We start from the raw sequence: 16,069 nt of genomic DNA on the forward strand, positions 1-16,069 counted from the left end.
GTGACTTTGCTGAGCATGACGGCGCGAGCCGCCTTCGCGACCGCCATCGCGGTCGCGGTGGCAGGGCCGGTCCCGTTGGCTGCGGCCCAGCCCGGGCCCGCACCCGGGCCGCCCGGACCCGGGTACAGCCCCGGCTATGCGCCCGGACCCGGGTACGGCTCGGCCTATGCGCCCGGACCCGGGTACGGCTCGGCCTATGCGCCGGGACCCGCGGTGGCACCCGGACCGTCGGTCTCGTCGACGTCCTCCTGTCCCGACATCGAGGTCATCTTCGCGCGCGGCACCGACGACACCCCGGGCCTCGGCACGAACGGCACGGCGTTCGTCAACGCGTTGCGACCGCTCGTCGGCGGTCGCACTGTGACGGCGTACGCGGTCGACTATCCCGCCTCATACGACTTCCTCGCAGCCTCCGACGGCGCGGCCGACGCCACCGACCGGGTCATGACGGTGGCGCAGGAGTGTCCGGCCACCCGCATCGTGCTCGGCGGCTATTCGCAGGGCGCCGCGGTCATGGACATGCTCGCCGGGATCCCGCCGCTCGGCAACAAGATCGGCGACATCGGATCGGCACCGCCGCTGCCCGCCCGCTATATCCCGAACATCGCCGCGGTCGCTGTGTTCGGCAACCCGGCCGCGAAGTTCAGCAACCCGATCACCCGGTCGGTGTTCGGCGGAAATGCCATCGACTTGTGCAACGACGGCGACCCGATCTGCTCCGACGGACGCAACCCGTTCGCCCACAACGACTACGCCAGTGACGGGCTGGTACAGCAGGCCGCCAACTTCGTCGCAGATCGGGTGTGACCGAGCCGGGTCAGACCCGGCGATATCATCTGATCCCGTGAACCTCGATCGGCTCCGCCGAGGGCTCGTCGCCGCTGCAACCGCCACCGTCACCGCATCGGCCGTCGTCGCCGCGCCCGCGTTGGCGCCGCTGCCGGCCCCGGTGGCCGCCGCCCAGGGCTGCTCCGACGTGACGGTCGTGTTCGCGCGCGGCACCGGCGAACCGCCCGGCATCGGCCGGGTCGGCCAAGCCTTCGTCGACGCCCTGCGCCCGCAACTCGGCGCCCGCTCCCTGTTCACCTACGGGGTCAACTATCCGGCGAGCTACGACTTCGCACTGGCCTCCGACGGCGCCACCGACGCCACCACTTTCGTCACGAACACCGCGCTGACCTGCCCGTCGACCCGGATCGTGATCGGCGGGTTCTCCCAGGGTGCGGCCGTGGTGGACATGCTCGGGGGCATACCGCCGCTGGGCAACCGCCTGGGCGCCCTCGGCCCGGCACTGCCGGCGACCGTCTCACCGAACGTCGCCGCGGTCGCCGTCTTCGGCAATCCCGCGACGAAGTTCGGCAACCCGATCACATCGGCGCCGTTGTTCGGCGCCCGCGCGATCGACCTGTGCAAGGACGGCGACCCGATCTGCTCCAACGGCCGCAATCCTTTCGCGCACAGTGACTACGTCGGCGCAGGTCTGGCCGCCCAGGCCGCCGGTTTCGTGGCACGCCTGCTCTGAGCCGGCGGCATCGGTGGCGTATTTACCTGCCTGCGCGTCGATTAATTCGATTAGGATCGGCGGGGTGCAAAGTGATCTTGTTCGCCGCATGCGCCGCCGGGCGACGCTGCTCGTAGGAGCCGCCGTTCTCGCGGTGGCCGGAGTCGTCGCCCCCGCCACCCCAGCCGTCGAGAAGCTGGCGCCCCTGGCAGCCGCGCAGTCCTGTCCGCAAGCCGAACTCATCTTCGCGCGCGGCCGTATCGAATCGCCCGGCGCGGGCGTGATCGGCAACGCGCTCATCAGCGCGGTGCGCAGCAAGAGCGGCAAGAATGTCGGCCTTTACGCCGTGAACTACCCAGCCGACAGCGAGATCGACGTCGGCGCCAACGACATGAGTTCGCGCATCCAGGACATGGCCGGGCGGTGCCCCGACACCCGGTTGGTCCTCGGCGGGTACTCGCTGGGTGCCGCGGTGACCGACATCGTGCTGGCCGCGCCGATCGCCGCGTTCGGATTCGAGAAGCCGCTGCCACCGGGCTTGGACCGGCACATCGCCGCGGTCGCGCTGTTCGGCAACGGCATCGCCTGGGCCGGGCCGATCACGAACTTCAGCCCGCTCTACCGCGAGCGCACCATCGAGTTGTGCCACGGCTCCGATCCGATATGCAACCCGGCCGACCCCAACACATGGGAGACCAACTGGCCCGACCACGCCGCCCGCGCCTATGTCAACGCGGGCATGGTCAACCAGGCCGCCGACTTCATCGTCGGACGCATCTAATCGACGACCCGCAGGTCCCTGGTCACCCGGTTGCGTGCCTCGAGCTGGTCGTCGGGCGGATAATCGACCCGCACCAGGGTCAGCCCCTGCGCTGGCGCCGCTGCGAACTCGCTCGAGCGACGTTGCGCGGTCAACAAGCCGGTGCACCAATCCGGCCCCCGCCGGTGCTCGCCGACCGCCAGTAGCGCGCCGACCAGCGATCGCACCATGGACCAGCAGAACGCATCGGCGGTCACGTGCGCTGTGACACGCTCGCCGTCGCGGGCCCAGTCCAGCCGTTGCAGCTCCCTGATCGTGGTCGCGCCCTCCCGGTACCTGCAGAAGGCGGCGAAGTCGTGCAGGCCCAGCAGGTCCCGCGACGCGACGGTCATCGCGGCGACGTCGAGCTGACGGGGCCACGGCGTCACAAACCGGGTGTCCTGAGGCTCCACACCGTACGGGGCGGTCGACAACCGGTAGATGTAGTGACGGCGCAATGCCGAGAACCGCGCGTCGAAACCCGGTGCGGCACGTCTGATGTCCAGCACCCGCACGTCGGCAGGCAGGAACCGGCCGAGCCGTCGGACCAGCGGCAGGAATTCGCTGTCGTGAGGTCTGGCCGCGCGCGGGTACGCATGCGGCACGGCCTCGGCGGGCACATCGACGTGCGCAACCTGACCGGTCGCGTGCACTCCTGCGTCGGTGCGCCCGGCGGCGCGCAGCAGCACCGGGGTGCGGAAGACGGTCGACAACGCATCGTTGAGCGCACCGGCGACCGTGCGCTGCCCCGACTGCGCCGCCCACCCCGCGAATTCGGTTCCGTCGTAGGCGATGTCGAGCCGAAGTCGAACATGCCCGCCACCGGAACCGATGGCGGGCATGTTCATACGGTCGTCAGGACTTGTCGTCATCCTTCGCTGCTTCAGCCTGAGCAGGCTCGTCGGCCGGCTTGGCGCGCGGCGCCTCGACGGCCGTGGTGTCCTCGGCCTCAGGCAGCGACTCATCTGCCGTCGCCTCGGCCGCCTCGTCGACAGTCTCCTCGGCGACCGGGCCCTCGGTTTCCTCGGGCTCGACGGCCGCCTGAGGCGCGGCCGCAGCCGCCACCTTCTGCGCGCCGGCGGCGCGGCTCCGGCGGGCACGGTTGGCTTCCGACGTCACCGTCTTCTCCCGCACCAGCTCGATGACCGCCATGGGCGCGTTGTCGCCCTTCCGGTTCTCGACCTTGATGATGCGGGTGTAACCGCCGTTGCGGTCGGCGAAGAACGGGCCGATCTCGGCGAACAGCACGTGCACGATGTCCTTGTCGCGGATCTTCTTCATCACCTCACGCCGATTGTGCAGCGTGCCCTTCTTGGCGTGCGTGATGAGTTTCTCCGCATAGGGCCGCAACGCCCGCGCTTTGGGCTCGGTCGTCTTGATCCGGCCGTGCTCGAACAGCGACGTGGCCAGGTTGGCCAGCAGCGCCTTCTGGTGCGAGGACGACCCGCCGAGGCGAGGGCCCTTGGTGGGCTTGGGCATTGCGACTATCTCCTATTCGGGGCCGGCCCCCGTATCAGGTAGGGCCGGGACGGACTCTCTTAAAGCTGTTCGGTTTCGGCGTAGTCCTGGTTGTCGTCCAGGTCGTAGCCGGCGTCGCTGTTCCAGGTGCCGGTGGCGACGTCATAACCGGCGACCTCGGACGGATCGAACGTGGCCGGGCTGTCCTTGAGCGACAGACCGAGCTGGTGCAGCTTGATCTTCACCTCGTCGATGGACTTCTGGCCGAAGTTACGGATGTCCAGCAGATCGGACTCCGTGCGGGCCACGAGCTCTCCCACCGTGTGCACACCCTCGCGCTTGAGGCAGTTGTACGAGCGGACGGTCAGGTCGAGGTCATCGATGGGCAGCGCGAAGCTGGCGATGTGATCGGCCTCGGCAGGCGACGGGCCGATCTCGATGCCCTCCGCCTCGATGTTGAGTTCCCTTGCCAGACCGAACAACTCGACCAGCGTCTTGCCGGCCGAGGCCAGCGCGTCACGCGGGGTGATCGAGTTCTTGGTCTCGACGTCGAGGATCAGCTTGTCGAAGTCGGTGCGCTGCTCGACGCGGGTCGCTTCCACCTTGTAGGTGACCTTGAGCACCGGCGAGTAGATGGAATCGACGGGGATGCGGCCGATCTCGGCGCCCGACGCCTTGTTCTGGACGGCGGGGACGTAACCGCGGCCGCGCTCGACGACCAGCTCCACCTCGAGCTTGCCCTTGTCGTTGAGGGTGGCGATGTGCATCTCGGGGTTGTGCACCGTCACGCCGGCGGGCGGGACGATGTCGCCCGCGGTGACCTCACCTGGGCCCTGCTTGCGCAGGTACATGGTGACCGGCTCGTCCTCCTCGGACGACACGACGAGGCCCTTGAGGTTCAGGATGATGTCGGTGACGTCTTCCTTGACCCCCGGCACCGTGGTGAACTCGTGTAGCACGCCGTCGATGCGGATGCTGGTGACCGCCGCGCCCGGGATGGACGACAGCAGCGTGCGCCGAAGCGAATTGCCAAGGGTGTAACCGAAACCGGGCTCCAGCGGCTCGATGACGAACTGAGAGCGGTCCTCTGCTGTGACGTCTTCGGACAGTGTGGGTCGCTGAGAAATCAGCATGTTTTCTTCTTCTCCTTTTGACGCCCGCTATTTGACGTCTTTCGGGGGGTGCTCGGGGGGCGGCGCCCCCCAAGTGTGGGTTTACTTCGAGTAGAGCTCGACGATCAGCTGCTCGGTGAGCGGGATGTCGATCTGCGCGCGTTCCGGCAACTGGTGCACCAGGATGCGTTGACGTTCGCCGACGACCTGCAACCACGCCGGAATCGGACGATCGCCCGCGGTCTCCCGCGCCACCTGGAACGGCAGCGTATTCAGCGACTTCTCCTTGACGTCGATGATGTCGTACTGCGAAACCCGGTAGCTCGGGATGTCGACCTTGACACCGTTGACCAGGAAGTGGCCGTGGCTGACCAGCTGACGGGCCATGCGGCGGGTGCGCGCCAGCCCGGCCCGGTAGACGACGTTGTCCAGCCGGCTCTCCAGAATGCGCAACAGGTTGTCGCCGGTCTTGCCGGGCAGCCGGTTCGCCTCCTCGTAGTAGCGGCGGAACTGCTTCTCCATCACGCCGTAGGAGAAGCGGGCCTTCTGCTTCTCCTGCAGCTGCTGGCGGTATTCGCTCTCCTTGATCCGCGCGCGGCCGTGCTGACCGGGCGGGTAGGGGCGCTTCTCGAAGGACTGATCCCCGCCGACCAGGTCGACGCCGAGGCGGCGTGACTTGCGGGTTGCGGGTCCGGTGTAACGAGCCATGTGTTGATTCCTTCCCTAGACCCAGCCCTAGACTCTCCGCCGCTTCGGCGGACGGCAGCCGTTGTGCGGCTGCGGCGTGACGTCGGAGATCGCGCCGACCTCGAGGCCGGCGGCTTGCAGTGAGCGGATCGCGGTCTCGCGGCCCGAGCCCGGGCCCTTCACGAACACGTCGACCTTCTTGACGCCGTGCTCCTGCGCCTTGCGGGCGGCGTTCTCAGCGGCCAGCTGCGCGGCGAACGGCGTCGACTTGCGCGAGCCCTTGAAGCCGACATGGCCCGACGACGCCCACGCGATGACGTTGCCCTGCGGGTCGGTGATCGACACGATCGTGTTGTTGAACGTGCTCTTGATGTGCGCGGCGCCGTGCGGGACATTCTTCTTTTCCCGGCGACGGGTCTTCTGGCCCTTCTTGGGCGCAGCCTTTTTTGCTGGTGCCATGTGCGGTTACCTGGCCTTCTTCTTGCCGGCGATGGTGCGCTTGGGACCCTTGCGGGTGCGCGCGTTGGTCTTGGTCCGCTGGCCGCGCACCGGCAGTCCACGGCGGTGCCGCAGGCCCTGGTAGCAGCCGATCTCGATCTTGCGGCGGATATCGGCCTGCACCTCGCGGCGCAGGTCGCCCTCCACCTTGAGGTTGCCTTCGATGTAGTCGCGCAGCTGGGTCACCTGATCGTCGGTCAGGTCCTTGGTGCGCAGGTTCCGGTCGATGCCGGTGGCTTCCAGGATTTCCTGGGAGCGGGTACGGCCAACGCCGTAGATATAGGTCAGGGCGATCTCCATGCGCTTATCGCGCGGGAGGTCGACGCCCACGAGACGTGCCATCAGGCGGTGTTCCTTCTGCTATGCGGAGGTCTGGTCCCAGCCCGTTCCCTCGCCGACGAGCCCTCGGGCGAGGAGCCGTCGATCCTGCGGGGTCCGGCCTCCGTGCCGGACGTGATGAGTGGCGGACCCACTCAGTGGTGCTGGGGTTTCGTCATTCAGTTGTCGGCAGCGGAGGGTTCTACCCTTGGCGCTGCTTGTGTCGCGGATCTGAGCAGATCACCATGACCCGCCCATGCCGACGGATCACCCTGCACTTGTCGCAGATGGGCTTGACGCTCGGGTTCACCTTCACGGCTCGTTCGATCCTTCTGTGTCCATCGGTGACTCGCGCGAGCGCTCGTCACGTGTCTGGTCTGGTTGTTACTTGTACCGGTAAACGATGCGGCCCCGGGACAGGTCGTAGGGAGACAGCTCCACCACGACGCGATCCTCGGGAAGGATGCGGATGTAGTGCTGCCGCATCTTGCCGCTGATGTGGGCAAGGACCTTGTGACCGTTCTCCAGCTCGATGCGAAACATCGCATTGGGCAGGGGCTCGACCACGCGACCCTCGACCTCGATGGCACCTTCTTTCTTGGCCATTGTGTTTCGGAGATCCTCCGTTGTCCTGATCGTTGGCGCCTTCTGCTGGTACAGCGCGCTCCGACGTCAAAACGTGAGCCAGCAGCCAGAAATTCCAGAACAGGGGCACGCAAGAGTCGGCGCGGTGGCCGCACCGTTGGTCCATATTACCTGCTGAGACGCTCGCCCCAAAATCGCCGACATTTCCGACACCGAAGTGACGCGACAGCGAAACAACGGCCTCCGCCAACCGAAGTGAGCAGTTCAACTCAGCCACTGTCGTGCCACCCATGTCGACCGCTCGAGATCTCGGCCGTTGCGGCCGTGTGATGCCGGTCGTCCCTGATCTACAAGGGGGTCCCGCACTGCGACACACGATCGTCGTGACCCAACAACGACCGGGCGAGGTGACCGTCGGCGGCTTCTACCCGTTAGTCGTGACTGGCCGAATCGAGCAGGCGCTCACCAGCGGCTTAACTCGTCGCATCGCCAGTCGCCGAAAACCGTCGACGAGAACACGGCTGACACTGGCGGGTCAGGTCGCATCCCCTCGAACTATCCGTGCGAGCGTCTCAACGAATCGGCTTCGATCCACGCCGATCGGTTCGCCGAAGAAGTGCTCGGCGAGGTGGTGGCCCACGAGTGCGAACATTGCGACCGCAGCCACCGCTTCGGCGTCGGACTCCTCGATCTCGCCCCGCACCATGCGTTCGGCGAGGAGAGCGCTCTCGATCTTTGCGCCGTCGTCGGCCAGGACTCGCCGGAGCGGCTCGAGCAGGTCTGGCCTATGGCGTCCTTCCCGGGCGGTGACCTCGATCAGTGGTTGCATGCGCGCGAGGTCGTCGAGGGTCCTGTGGTACATCACGTCGAGCCGCTCGGCCTCTTCGATCCGCTCCTTGCGTGCAGCGGCGGCCCGAGCAAGCTCACGGTCCACGACGGCAATGAGCACGGCCTCCCTGTTCTCGAAGTGCCGATAGAAGCTGCCGCTCCCGGGTGACAGGCCTGCGGCCGCCTCGATTTCGACGACGGTCGTGCCGGCGACCCCCTGGCGGGCGAACAGCTCCAGCGCCCGGTCCATGATTCTGTCGCGGGTGTCACTCACCACGAACGCAAGATAGCTGTTGTCGAGATAGCCGTCGCCGCGGTGTCTTCGGTCGACGGTCCGCCCCGCTGGAACGGACGCGGTGGGATTCGGAGCGCCAATGCGCGGACCTCGACCGACATACGCATCACCGCATGTTGGGCCTGTCGGGCTCGTTCGACCCAGCGGTCGTGGGGGTCGCCTGGCCGGAGACGGCGGCCGTGGTCGAGCACCGACTGCAAGTCATCAATCGCGTCCTGCAGCGCAACGGTTCCGGCGCGGCCGGATCGGAGCGCGGACCCGGGTCGCACCGATTCCCCAGCGAGGACGGCATCGACGGCGGCGTCGACCATCTCGAACCCTTCTGCTGCAACCTCCTCGCCGGGCACAACGAAAGAACAATGGGGTGTGCTGAGCGTGTCGAACACCCACGCGTCCCCCAGACCGGTCGTCGACCGGAACTGCCACCGCTGCGCAGGGTCGTGACGGAACCACCAGATATCGATCATCGCCTTTTCGCCTTTGCGGTCGAGGATGCTCTCGGTCGGAAGGACGTAGCGAAGCTGGTCTCTGGTGCGGTCCAGCGATCGGGTGTCCATCATCGCCAGTGGCCGGGTCACCTGGTTCAGCGGCATCCACAAATTGACGAGCAGCAGTGGGGACCGTCGATTCGCACAATCGGGGCTCTCGTGGCTAAACAATCTGCGGCCCCGCCCGCGCGTCATCTGGTGAAGTGGACGACCAAGGACGTCCTGGTCGGCGTGGACATTGCTGGCACCACCGTGCTGATCCTGTACGTCATGTCCGTCGAGCTCGATGCCGTTGGGTCCCACGCACCGAAGAATGGCGCCCTCGTTGACGACGTGAATCACGAGAAGCCGCGATCCGTCGGCGCTGTGGAGTCGGGCGCCGGCAAGGGCGTTGCGGACCGCCTGCACGTCCTCTTCGTCGAAATGCGAACGCTCGCTGATGAGCCGCAACCGGTCGAGCAGGCCCCGACGATCCGGCAGACGCATCGACTCGAACCCATGGGTCGCGAGCGTCGTGCGACGCCGGGTCTGATCGAGGTCCTCGATCGAGCAGCAAGGCTGGAACATGTCCGAAGCGACTGGGGGCTCGTTGACCGTTCGAGCTCGCAGCACCGGTCGTCCGTCATCTGACTCGAGGATGTTCTCGGGTCGGGCGAAGCCGAGCGGTGCGCGGACTGTGGACGGAGCGGTCGGGGCCATGGACGCAGTTTGCAAGACCACTCTTGCGGGCGCAAGAGGAATCTTGCACGGGACGGTCCTCAGCACGATGTGGGCCAGTGGCCCTCAGCCGCCGAAGCCGCGGGCTAAGAGGACACCGAACTGCCAATCGGCGGTGGACGGCGGACGAGAGGTGCCGTGAGCGCCGGTCGCGCGCTGATTCCGGCATACCGCTGTCCGGATAAACATTCGACGCCGGGCGCATACTTGATCTCGATGACCGGCCCCACGCCCCAGCCCCGCAAGCCCGTGATCCTGTCCGTCGACGACGACCCCAACGTCTCGCGGGCCGTGGCCCGCGACCTGCGCCGTCACTACGGCGAGAACTTCCGCGTCGTGCGGGCCGAATCCGGGCCGGACGCGCTCGAGACACTCAACGAACTCAAACTGCGCGGCGAGACCGTCGCGGTGTTCGTCGCCGATTACCGGATGCCGCAGATGAGCGGTATCGAGTTCCTCGAAGAGGCGATGGACATCTACCCGATGGCGCGCCGGGTGCTGCTCACCGCCTACGCCGATACCCACGCCGCGATCGACGCCATCAACGTCGTCGATCTGGACCACTACCTGCTCAAGCCCTGGGACCCGCCGGAGGAGAAGCTCTACCCGGTGATCGACGCGCTGATCTCGGCCTGGCGCGAGACCGGCGACCGTGCCATCCCGCACACCAAGGTGATCGGGCATCCGTGGAATGCCCGTTCCGCGGAGGTGCGGGAATTCCTGACCAGAAACCGGCTCTACTACACCTGGATCCGGGCCGACGAGCCGAAGGGCAGGCAGCTGCTTGACGCCGCCGGGCGTGACGAGCTGACACTCCCCGTCGTGATCACCGAGCAGGGCGAGACGCTGGTCGAGCCGTCGAACTCCGAATTGGCAGCCACGCTGGGCCTGACCACCACACCGTCGGAGGATTTCTACGACCTCGTGGTCATCGGCGGCGGACCGGCCGGGCTGGCGGCGGCGGTCTACGGCGCATCCGAGGGCCTCAACACCGTCCTCATAGAGCGCACCGCGACCGGCGGCCAAGCCGGACAGAGCTCGCTCATCGAGAATTACCTCGGCTTCCCCGACGGATTGTCCGGAGAGCAGCTGGCCGAACGGGCCCGCAGGCAGGCAGAGAAGTTCGCGGCCGAACTCATCACCGCCGCCGAGGTCACGACCTTGGAAGTGGACGGCAACGCGCGCACGATCCACTTGTCCGATGGCCGGACGATCGGCGCGCGCGCGGTCATTCTCGCCATGGGCGTCAACTACCGCCGGCTCGACGCCAATGGCTGCGACGAACTGACCAATGTCGGCGTCTACTACGGCGCCAACCCGTCAGTGGCCGCCGACTGCGAGAACGACGAGGTCTACGTCATCGGTGGCGCCAATTCGGCGGGCCAGGCCGCGATGAACCTCGCACGGACCGCGAAGACGGTTCACATCGTGTGTCGCCGCACGATCGACGAGTCGATGTCGCATTACCTGGTGCAGCAGGTCCGCAGAACGGACAACATCAAGGAGATGCCCTACACCAAGGTGCACGCGGTGCAGGGAAACGGTCGGCTGGAAGGCATCTGCCTGGAGAACCTCCAGACCGGAGAACAGCAGCACCGTGACTGCGGGCGGATGTTCATCTTCATCGGTGCCGAACCGCGTACCGAGTGGGTCGAGCAGGCGGGCATCGCGCGCGACGACCACGGGTTCATTCTGGCCGGGCCGGACGTGACGAAGGTCGCCGGCTGGACGTTGGACCGTCCTCCGCACCACTTGGAAACAAGCGTGCCCGGTGTCTTCGTTGCAGGAGACGTGCGTTCGGAATCCGCCAAACGGGTGGCGGCTGCCGTCGGCGAAGGGTCGATGGCCGTGATGCTGGTGCACCGGTATCTGGCGGAAGCATGATGGCCTGCACCGCTGGCGAAGCGTAGGAGGACGGACATGGGTGACTCGGTGATCAGGTGCCTGCCCGACGAACTGCGAACCCTGTTCCTGTTCGAGAAGCTGACCGACGCGCAGTTGCAGATCCTGTGCGACAACGGGCATATCGCGAGCTTCGAGCCCGGGCCGATCTGCATCGAGGGCGATCCGGCGACGTGCTTCTACGTGCTGCTCGACGGAGAACTGGTGATGTCGAAGCGCTCGGGCGGCGTCGACATCGAGACCAATCGCACCTCCCAGCGCGGCGTCTACTGCGGCGCGTGGTCGGCCTACGTGCCCGGTGAGGAGCATGTGTACGAGGCGTCGGTGCGAGTGACCAAACCCTCGCGGTTCTTCGTCCTGGACGCCGACGCGTTCGCCGCCTTCATGCAGTCGCAGTTCCCGATGGCGGTGCACCTGCTGGAGGGCCACAAGGTCGGGGGCCGGCGGCAGAGCCAGATCATCGGCCAACGCGAGAAGTTGTTGGCGCTCGGCACCATCACCGCGGGCCTCACCCACCAGCTCAACAACCCGGCCGCAGCCGCCGCACGAGCGGTCGCCGATCTGCGCGAGGGCGTCGGCAAGATGCGTCACAAGCTGGCGATGCTCGCCGACGGCAAGTTCACCCCCGAGGCGCTGCGCGTGCTGGTCAGCATCCAGGACGAGGTCGCCGAACAAGTCGCCAAGTCCAAGGCGCAGGAGTTGTCGGCGCTGGAGACCTCCGACCGCGAGGAGCACATCGGCGACTGGCTGGAGGGCCACGGCATCGGGGGGGCCTGGGACTACGCCCCGACCTTCGTCGAGGCGGGCCTGGACGTCGACTGGCTGGAACGGGTCGAGGCCGCGATCGATGCGGTGGACTGTTCGGCGACTCTGCAGAGTGCACTCGGTTGGCTGAAGTACACCATCGACACCGAGCTGCGGATGAACGAGATCGCCGACGCCAGCGAGCGCATTTCATGGCTGCTGGCCAGCGCCAAGAAGTACTCGCAGATGGACCGCGCCGAATACCAGGTCGTCAACGTCCACGAATTGTTGTGGAACACCCTCAAGACCCTCTTCGGCGACAAGGTCGGTCCCGACAAGCCGGTCAAGCTCGTCAAGGATTGGGACAAGTCACTCCCAGAAATCGCCTGCTACCCCGGGGCTTTGAATGAGGTATGGGACGTGACCATCAACAACGCGATTCAGGCGATGGGCGGTGCGGGGACGCTGACTATCCGTACCGGGCGTCAGAGCGACGAGCGGATTCGCATCGAGATCGGCGACGACGGGCCCGGCATTGCCGAAGAGATCGTCGACCGCATCTTCACACCGTTCTTCACCACCAAACCTTTCGGCGAGGGCGACGGCCTTGGACTTGACCTGGCGCGGCGCATCGTCGTCGAGAAGCATCAGGGCGACATCCGGGTCGAATCGCGGCCCGGCGATACCCGCTTCATCATTCTGCTGCCGCTGGTGGCCCCCGCTCCCCTGGCGCAGACTCCGAGCGAACTACCGGTGGCGCGGAACAGCTCGGAATAGCCGGGCGACATCGACCGGTTGCAGCGACCATGACGAAGCCCGACCTCGGAACGTACGGCGCGTTCGGCCATTATTCGATGTGGCGGCGACTCAATCCCGACCAGCTGCGGTCCATCGAGGGCCTCGGCTACGGGGCGATCTGGGCCGGCGGTTCGCCGGCGGCCGAATTGGACTGGGTGGAAAGGCTTCTCGAACCGACCACCAACCTGAAGGTCGCCACCGGGATCGTCAACATCTGGACCGCGGAGGCGGGTCCGGTCAGCGAGTCCTACCACCGGATCGAGGCGGCCCACCCCGGGCGGTTCATCCTGGGTATCGGTGTCGGACATCCCGAGGCGCACACCGAGTACCGCAAGCCGTACGAGGCGCTCACCGACTACCTCGACCAGCTCGACGAGTACGGCGTGCCGAAGGACCGCCGTGTCGTCGCCGCGCTCGGACCACGGGTACTGAAACTGTCGGCGCAGCGGTCGGCGGGCCCGCATCCATATTTGACGACGCCCGAACACACGGCCCAGGCGCGCGGGCTGCTCGGGCCGGATGCGTTCATCGCGCCGGAGCACAAGGTGGTGCTGACGACCGATGCCGACAAGGCCCGCGCGGTCGGCCGCAAGGCGCTCGACATCTACCTGAACCTGACCAACTACCTCAACAGCTGGAAACGGCTGGGCTTCACCGACGAGGATGTCAGCAAGCCGGGCAGCGACCGCCTCGTCGACGCCGTCGTCGCGTATGGCACCGTCGAGCAGGTAGCCGCACGACTGAAGGAGCATCGGGACGCCGGGGCCGACCACGTTCCCGTTCAGGTGCTCACCGGACCGGACAAGCTGGTCGACGCGCTGGCCGACCTGGCCGGTTCGCTCGGCCTGAAATGACCAAGGGGGAAACACATGCCTGAGCTCAAGCCCGATCTCGGCCGCTACGGCGTCTGGACGTTCGGAACGCCCAAGCCCGAACAAGCGGCCGAGATCGAGAAGCTCGGCTATGGGGCGCTCTGGATCGGTGGCTCACCGGCCGGTGACCTGAACTACGTGGAACCGATCCTCGAACGCACCGAGACACTGCAGGTGGCAACCGGCATCGTCAACGTGTGGACGGCGCCCGCCGCACAGGTCGCCGAGGCATACCACCGCGTCGAGGACGCGCATCCCGGCCGCTTTCTGCTCGGCATCGGGGTCGGCCATCCCGAACACACCGAGGAGTACCGCAAGCCCTACGACGTGCTGGTCGAATACCTCGACGCGCTGGACTCGGCGAAGGTGCCCACGAGCCGGCGGGTGGTTGCCGCGCTGGGGCCGCAGGTCCTGCGACTCGCGGCACTTCGCAGTGCCGGGGCGCACCCGTATCTGACGACGCCGCAGCACACCGGTGAAGCGCGAAACCAATTGGGTCCGACCGTCTTCCTGGCGCCCGAACACAAAGTGGTGCTCGCCCGTGACGCCGAGGCGTCGCGCCAGATCGGCCGCGAGGCCGTCGACTTCTACCTGAACCTGTCGAACTACCTGAACAACTGGAAGCGGCTCGGCTTCACCGACGACGATGTCGCCAAGCCCGGCAGCGACCGGTTGATCGACGCCGTCGTCGCGCACGGCACACCCGACGACATCGCCGCGCGGCTGCAGGAGCATGTGGACGCCGGCGCCGACCACGTCGCGATTCAGGTGCTCGGCGGCTGGGACGCGCTGGTACCGACACTCACCGAGTTGGCCGGCCCGCTGGGCTTGAAGGGCTGAGAGCCACGCCCGTCTAGGGTCTAGACATGCGATTGCTGGTCACCGGCGGCGCAGGCTTCATCGGCGCCAACTTCGTGCACGCCTGCGTACGCGACCGCCCGGACGACGAGGTGACGGTGCTCGATGCGCTGACCTATGCGGGCAGCAGGGAGTCGTTGGCACCGGTGCAGGATCGCGTCCGCCTCGTGCAGGGCGACATCACCGACGCCGGCCTGGTCGACAAGCTGGTCGGCGAGGCCGACGCGGTGGTGCACTTCGCCGCCGAAACCCATGTCGACAACGCGCTGGCCGACCCGGAGCCGTTCGTGCACACCAACGTTGTGGGCACCTTCACGATCCTCGAGGCGGTGCGCCGGCATGGTGCGCGCCTGCACCACGTCTCCACCGACGAGGTCTACGGCGATCTCGAATTGAACGGCTCGGCGCGGTTCACCGAATCGACGCCCTACAACCCGTCGAGCCCGTACTCGGCCAGCAAGGCAGCCGGTGACATGCTGGTGCGCGCCTGGGTCCGCTCCTACGGCGTGCGTGTGACGATCTCCAACTGCTCGAACAACTACGGGCCCTACCAGCACGTCGAGAAGTTCATCCCCCGCCAGATCACCAACGTGCTCACCGGCCGGCGTCCCAAGCTCTACGGCACAGGCGCCAACGTTCGCGACTGGATCCACGTCGACGACCACAACAGCGCGGTGTGGCGGATCCTCGCCGACGGCCGGATCGGGCGCACCTATCTGATCGGCGCAGAGGGTGAACGCGACAACCTTTCGGTGCTGCGCACGATTCTTCGGCTGATGGACCGTGACCCGGACGACTTCGACCACGTCACCGACCGTGTCGGCCACGACCTGCGGTACGCGATCGACCCGTCGACGCTCTACGACGAACTGGGCTGGCGGCCGTCGCACACCGACTTCGAGCACGGTCTGCGGGACACCATCGAGTGGTACCGGAACAACGAGTCCTGGTGGGGCCCATTGAAGGACGCCGTCGAAGCCACCTACGGAAAGCGCGGGCGGTGAAGACCCGCGAGCTCGCCGTGCCCGGCGCATGGGAGATCACCCCTGCACTGCATGCGGACGCGCGGGGGGTGTTCTTCGAGTGGTTCACCGACGCGGCGTTCCGCGGGTTCGCCGGTCATCGGCTCGAGCTGCGTCAGGCCAACTGCTCGGTGTCGTCGGCGGGGGTGTTACGCGGTCTGCACTTCGCCCAGGTGCCACCCAGTCAGGCCAAGTACGTGACGTGCGTGCGCGGTGCCGTGTTCGACGTGACGGTCGACATCCGTGTCGGCTCACCGACTTTCGGCCGCTGGGACGCTGTGCGGCTCGACGACCGGACAAGGCGCACGATCTATCTCTCGGAAGGGCTCGGGCATGCATTCCTAGCGTTGGAGGACGATTCGACCGTCATGTACCTGTGCTCAGCGGGTTACGACCCGCAGCGCGAGCACACCGTCAGCCCGCTCGATCCGGCGCTCGGGATCGAATGGCCGATGGATGACGGTGCACTGATCCTCTCGGACCGCGACCGGCAGGCCCCGACGCTGGACGAGGCGCAGACGGCGGGACTGCTACCGACGTGGGACGAGACCCGAGCCTTCGTCGACGAACTGCGTCGCGGTTGACTC

Annotated in this window: 19 protein-coding genes; 9 read left to right on the forward strand and 10 right to left on the reverse strand. The window is 66.9% G+C overall.

Features of this window, described 5'->3' with window-relative positions; translation table 11 throughout:
* The first annotated feature begins 15 nt into the window (after window positions 1-15).
* The 3 genes from K3G64_RS03680 (at window position 16) to K3G64_RS03690 (ending at window position 2,282) form a co-directional block, all read left to right on the forward strand.
* The gene (locus K3G64_RS03680; RefSeq protein WP_370647161.1) at window positions 16-807 is read left to right on the forward strand and encodes a cutinase family protein; all 792 of its coding nucleotides are present in this window, start codon (window positions 16-18) and stop codon (window positions 805-807) included.
* A gap of 37 nt (window positions 808-844) precedes the next feature.
* Entirely contained in the window at window positions 845-1,522 is a 678-nt protein-coding gene (locus tag K3G64_RS03685) for a cutinase family protein (RefSeq protein ID WP_238889080.1), read from the forward strand.
* Window positions 1,523-1,610: 88 nt separating this feature from the next.
* Window positions 1,611-2,282 (forward strand): cutinase family protein, encoded by a 672-nt coding sequence (locus tag K3G64_RS03690; RefSeq protein WP_238950391.1) that lies wholly within the window; start codon window positions 1,611-1,613, stop codon window positions 2,280-2,282.
* On the opposite strand, the gene truA is transcribed toward K3G64_RS03690, so the two are convergent.
* From truA to K3G64_RS03740, 10 genes are all read right to left on the reverse strand, one after another.
* On the reverse strand, window positions 2,279-3,148 hold the full coding sequence (gene truA / locus K3G64_RS03695) for a tRNA pseudouridine(38-40) synthase TruA (RefSeq protein ID WP_238950392.1): 870 nt from the start codon (window positions 3,146-3,148) through the stop codon (window positions 2,279-2,281). The two genes, K3G64_RS03690 and truA, sit on opposite strands and share 4 nt — an antisense overlap.
* 7 nt (window positions 3,149-3,155) lie before the next feature.
* Window positions 3,156-3,779, reverse strand: coding sequence for a 50S ribosomal protein L17 (gene rplQ, locus K3G64_RS03700; RefSeq protein WP_238889082.1), 624 nt, complete (start codon window positions 3,777-3,779; stop codon window positions 3,156-3,158).
* Window positions 3,780-3,838: 59 nt separating this feature from the next.
* Window positions 3,839-4,891, reverse strand: coding sequence for a DNA-directed RNA polymerase subunit alpha (locus K3G64_RS03705; protein ID WP_238889084.1), 1,053 nt, complete (start codon window positions 4,889-4,891; stop codon window positions 3,839-3,841).
* An 81-nt stretch (window positions 4,892-4,972) separates the two neighbouring features.
* Window positions 4,973-5,578, reverse strand: coding sequence for a 30S ribosomal protein S4 (gene rpsD / locus K3G64_RS03710; RefSeq protein ID WP_238889086.1), 606 nt, complete (start codon window positions 5,576-5,578; stop codon window positions 4,973-4,975).
* A 27-nt stretch (window positions 5,579-5,605) separates the two neighbouring features.
* Window positions 5,606-6,016: a 30S ribosomal protein S11 gene (gene rpsK, locus K3G64_RS03715; RefSeq protein WP_238889088.1), complete on the reverse strand. Its 411-nt coding sequence runs from the start codon at window positions 6,014-6,016 to the stop codon at window positions 5,606-5,608.
* A gap of 6 nt (window positions 6,017-6,022) precedes the next feature.
* The gene (gene rpsM / locus K3G64_RS03720) at window positions 6,023-6,397 is read right to left on the reverse strand and encodes a 30S ribosomal protein S13 (RefSeq protein ID WP_238889090.1); all 375 of its coding nucleotides are present in this window, start codon (window positions 6,395-6,397) and stop codon (window positions 6,023-6,025) included.
* Between the two features lie 178 nt (window positions 6,398-6,575).
* Window positions 6,576-6,689: a 50S ribosomal protein L36 gene (gene rpmJ, locus K3G64_RS03725; RefSeq protein WP_003879483.1), complete on the reverse strand. Its 114-nt coding sequence runs from the start codon at window positions 6,687-6,689 to the stop codon at window positions 6,576-6,578.
* Between the two features lie 68 nt (window positions 6,690-6,757).
* Window positions 6,758-6,979, reverse strand: coding sequence for a translation initiation factor IF-1 (infA, locus tag K3G64_RS03730; RefSeq protein WP_046182346.1), 222 nt, complete (start codon window positions 6,977-6,979; stop codon window positions 6,758-6,760).
* A 514-nt stretch (window positions 6,980-7,493) separates the two neighbouring features.
* On the reverse strand, window positions 7,494-8,036 hold the full coding sequence (locus K3G64_RS03735) for a TetR/AcrR family transcriptional regulator (protein WP_238889092.1): 543 nt from the start codon (window positions 8,034-8,036) through the stop codon (window positions 7,494-7,496).
* A 20-nt stretch (window positions 8,037-8,056) separates the two neighbouring features.
* Window positions 8,057-9,268: a hypothetical protein gene (locus K3G64_RS03740; protein ID WP_238889094.1), complete on the reverse strand. Its 1,212-nt coding sequence runs from the start codon at window positions 9,266-9,268 to the stop codon at window positions 8,057-8,059.
* 234 nt (window positions 9,269-9,502) lie between these two features.
* Between K3G64_RS03740 and K3G64_RS03745 the strand changes: the two genes are divergently transcribed.
* Genes K3G64_RS03745 through rfbC form a run of 6 tightly spaced genes read left to right on the forward strand, consistent with a single transcriptional unit; the run spans window position 9,503 to window position 16,066 of the window.
* The gene (locus K3G64_RS03745) at window positions 9,503-11,170 is read left to right on the forward strand and encodes an FAD-dependent oxidoreductase (protein WP_238889096.1); all 1,668 of its coding nucleotides are present in this window, start codon (window positions 9,503-9,505) and stop codon (window positions 11,168-11,170) included.
* A gap of 36 nt (window positions 11,171-11,206) precedes the next feature.
* Window positions 11,207-12,709 carry an ATP-binding protein gene (locus tag K3G64_RS03750; RefSeq protein WP_238889098.1) on the forward strand — a complete coding sequence of 501 codons (1,503 nt, stop codon included), beginning with the start codon at window positions 11,207-11,209 and terminating at the stop codon, window positions 12,707-12,709.
* A 29-nt stretch (window positions 12,710-12,738) separates the two neighbouring features.
* Complete coding sequence (locus tag K3G64_RS03755) at window positions 12,739-13,584, forward strand: LLM class F420-dependent oxidoreductase (RefSeq protein WP_238889100.1); 846 nt, start codon at window positions 12,739-12,741, stop codon at window positions 13,582-13,584.
* Between the two features lie 15 nt (window positions 13,585-13,599).
* Window positions 13,600-14,442: an LLM class F420-dependent oxidoreductase gene (locus tag K3G64_RS03760; RefSeq protein ID WP_238889102.1), complete on the forward strand. Its 843-nt coding sequence runs from the start codon at window positions 13,600-13,602 to the stop codon at window positions 14,440-14,442.
* A 26-nt stretch (window positions 14,443-14,468) separates the two neighbouring features.
* Entirely contained in the window at window positions 14,469-15,464 is a 996-nt protein-coding gene (gene rfbB / locus K3G64_RS03765; RefSeq protein ID WP_238889104.1) for a dTDP-glucose 4,6-dehydratase, read from the forward strand.
* Window positions 15,461-16,066 (forward strand): dTDP-4-dehydrorhamnose 3,5-epimerase, encoded by a 606-nt coding sequence (gene rfbC / locus K3G64_RS03770; RefSeq protein WP_238889106.1) that lies wholly within the window; start codon window positions 15,461-15,463, stop codon window positions 16,064-16,066. The genes rfbB and rfbC overlap by 4 nt, the downstream gene beginning before the upstream one ends.
* Window positions 16,067-16,069 lie beyond the last annotated feature (3 nt).

Source organism: Mycobacterium sp. IDR2000157661 (assembly GCF_022317005.1).
In the GTDB taxonomy this organism is placed as follows: Bacteria; Actinomycetota; Actinomycetes; order Mycobacteriales; family Mycobacteriaceae; genus Mycobacterium.

What these genes read in the sequence shown, in the direction of transcription:
- K3G64_RS03745 (WP_238889096.1), top strand. Translation starts at nt 9,503, where the DNA reads ATGACCGGCCCCACGCCCCAGCCCCGCAAGCCCGTGATCCTGTCCGTC.
- K3G64_RS03760 (WP_238889102.1), top strand. Translation starts at nt 13,600, where the DNA reads ATGCCTGAGCTCAAGCCCGATCTCGGCCGCTACGGCGTCTGGACGTTC.
- K3G64_RS03750 (WP_238889098.1), top strand. Translation starts at nt 11,207, where the DNA reads ATGGGTGACTCGGTGATCAGGTGCCTGCCCGACGAACTGCGAACCCTG.
- K3G64_RS03690 (WP_238950391.1), top strand. Translation starts at nt 1,611, where the DNA reads ATGCGCCGCCGGGCGACGCTGCTCGTAGGAGCCGCCGTTCTCGCGGTG.
- rpsK (WP_238889088.1), bottom strand. Translation starts at nt 6,016, where the DNA reads ATGGCACCAGCAAAAAAGGCTGCGCCCAAGAAGGGCCAGAAGACCCGT.
- rpsD (WP_238889086.1), bottom strand. Translation starts at nt 5,578, where the DNA reads ATGGCTCGTTACACCGGACCCGCAACCCGCAAGTCACGCCGCCTCGGC.
- truA (WP_238950392.1), bottom strand. Translation starts at nt 3,148, where the DNA reads ATGAACATGCCCGCCATCGGTTCCGGTGGCGGGCATGTTCGACTTCGG.
- K3G64_RS03740 (WP_238889094.1), bottom strand. Translation starts at nt 9,268, where the DNA reads ATGGCCCCGACCGCTCCGTCCACAGTCCGCGCACCGCTCGGCTTCGCC.
- rplQ (WP_238889082.1), bottom strand. Translation starts at nt 3,779, where the DNA reads ATGCCCAAGCCCACCAAGGGCCCTCGCCTCGGCGGGTCGTCCTCGCAC.
- K3G64_RS03705 (WP_238889084.1), bottom strand. Translation starts at nt 4,891, where the DNA reads ATGCTGATTTCTCAGCGACCCACACTGTCCGAAGACGTCACAGCAGAG.
- infA (WP_046182346.1), bottom strand. Translation starts at nt 6,979, where the DNA reads ATGGCCAAGAAAGAAGGTGCCATCGAGGTCGAGGGTCGCGTGGTCGAG.
- K3G64_RS03680 (WP_370647161.1), top strand. Translation starts at nt 16, where the DNA reads ATGACGGCGCGAGCCGCCTTCGCGACCGCCATCGCGGTCGCGGTGGCA.
- K3G64_RS03735 (WP_238889092.1), bottom strand. Translation starts at nt 8,036, where the DNA reads ATGGACCGGGCGCTGGAGCTGTTCGCCCGCCAGGGGGTCGCCGGCACG.
- rfbB (WP_238889104.1), top strand. Translation starts at nt 14,469, where the DNA reads ATGCGATTGCTGGTCACCGGCGGCGCAGGCTTCATCGGCGCCAACTTC.
- K3G64_RS03755 (WP_238889100.1), top strand. Translation starts at nt 12,739, where the DNA reads ATGACGAAGCCCGACCTCGGAACGTACGGCGCGTTCGGCCATTATTCG.
- rpsM (WP_238889090.1), bottom strand. Translation starts at nt 6,397, where the DNA reads ATGGCACGTCTCGTGGGCGTCGACCTCCCGCGCGATAAGCGCATGGAG.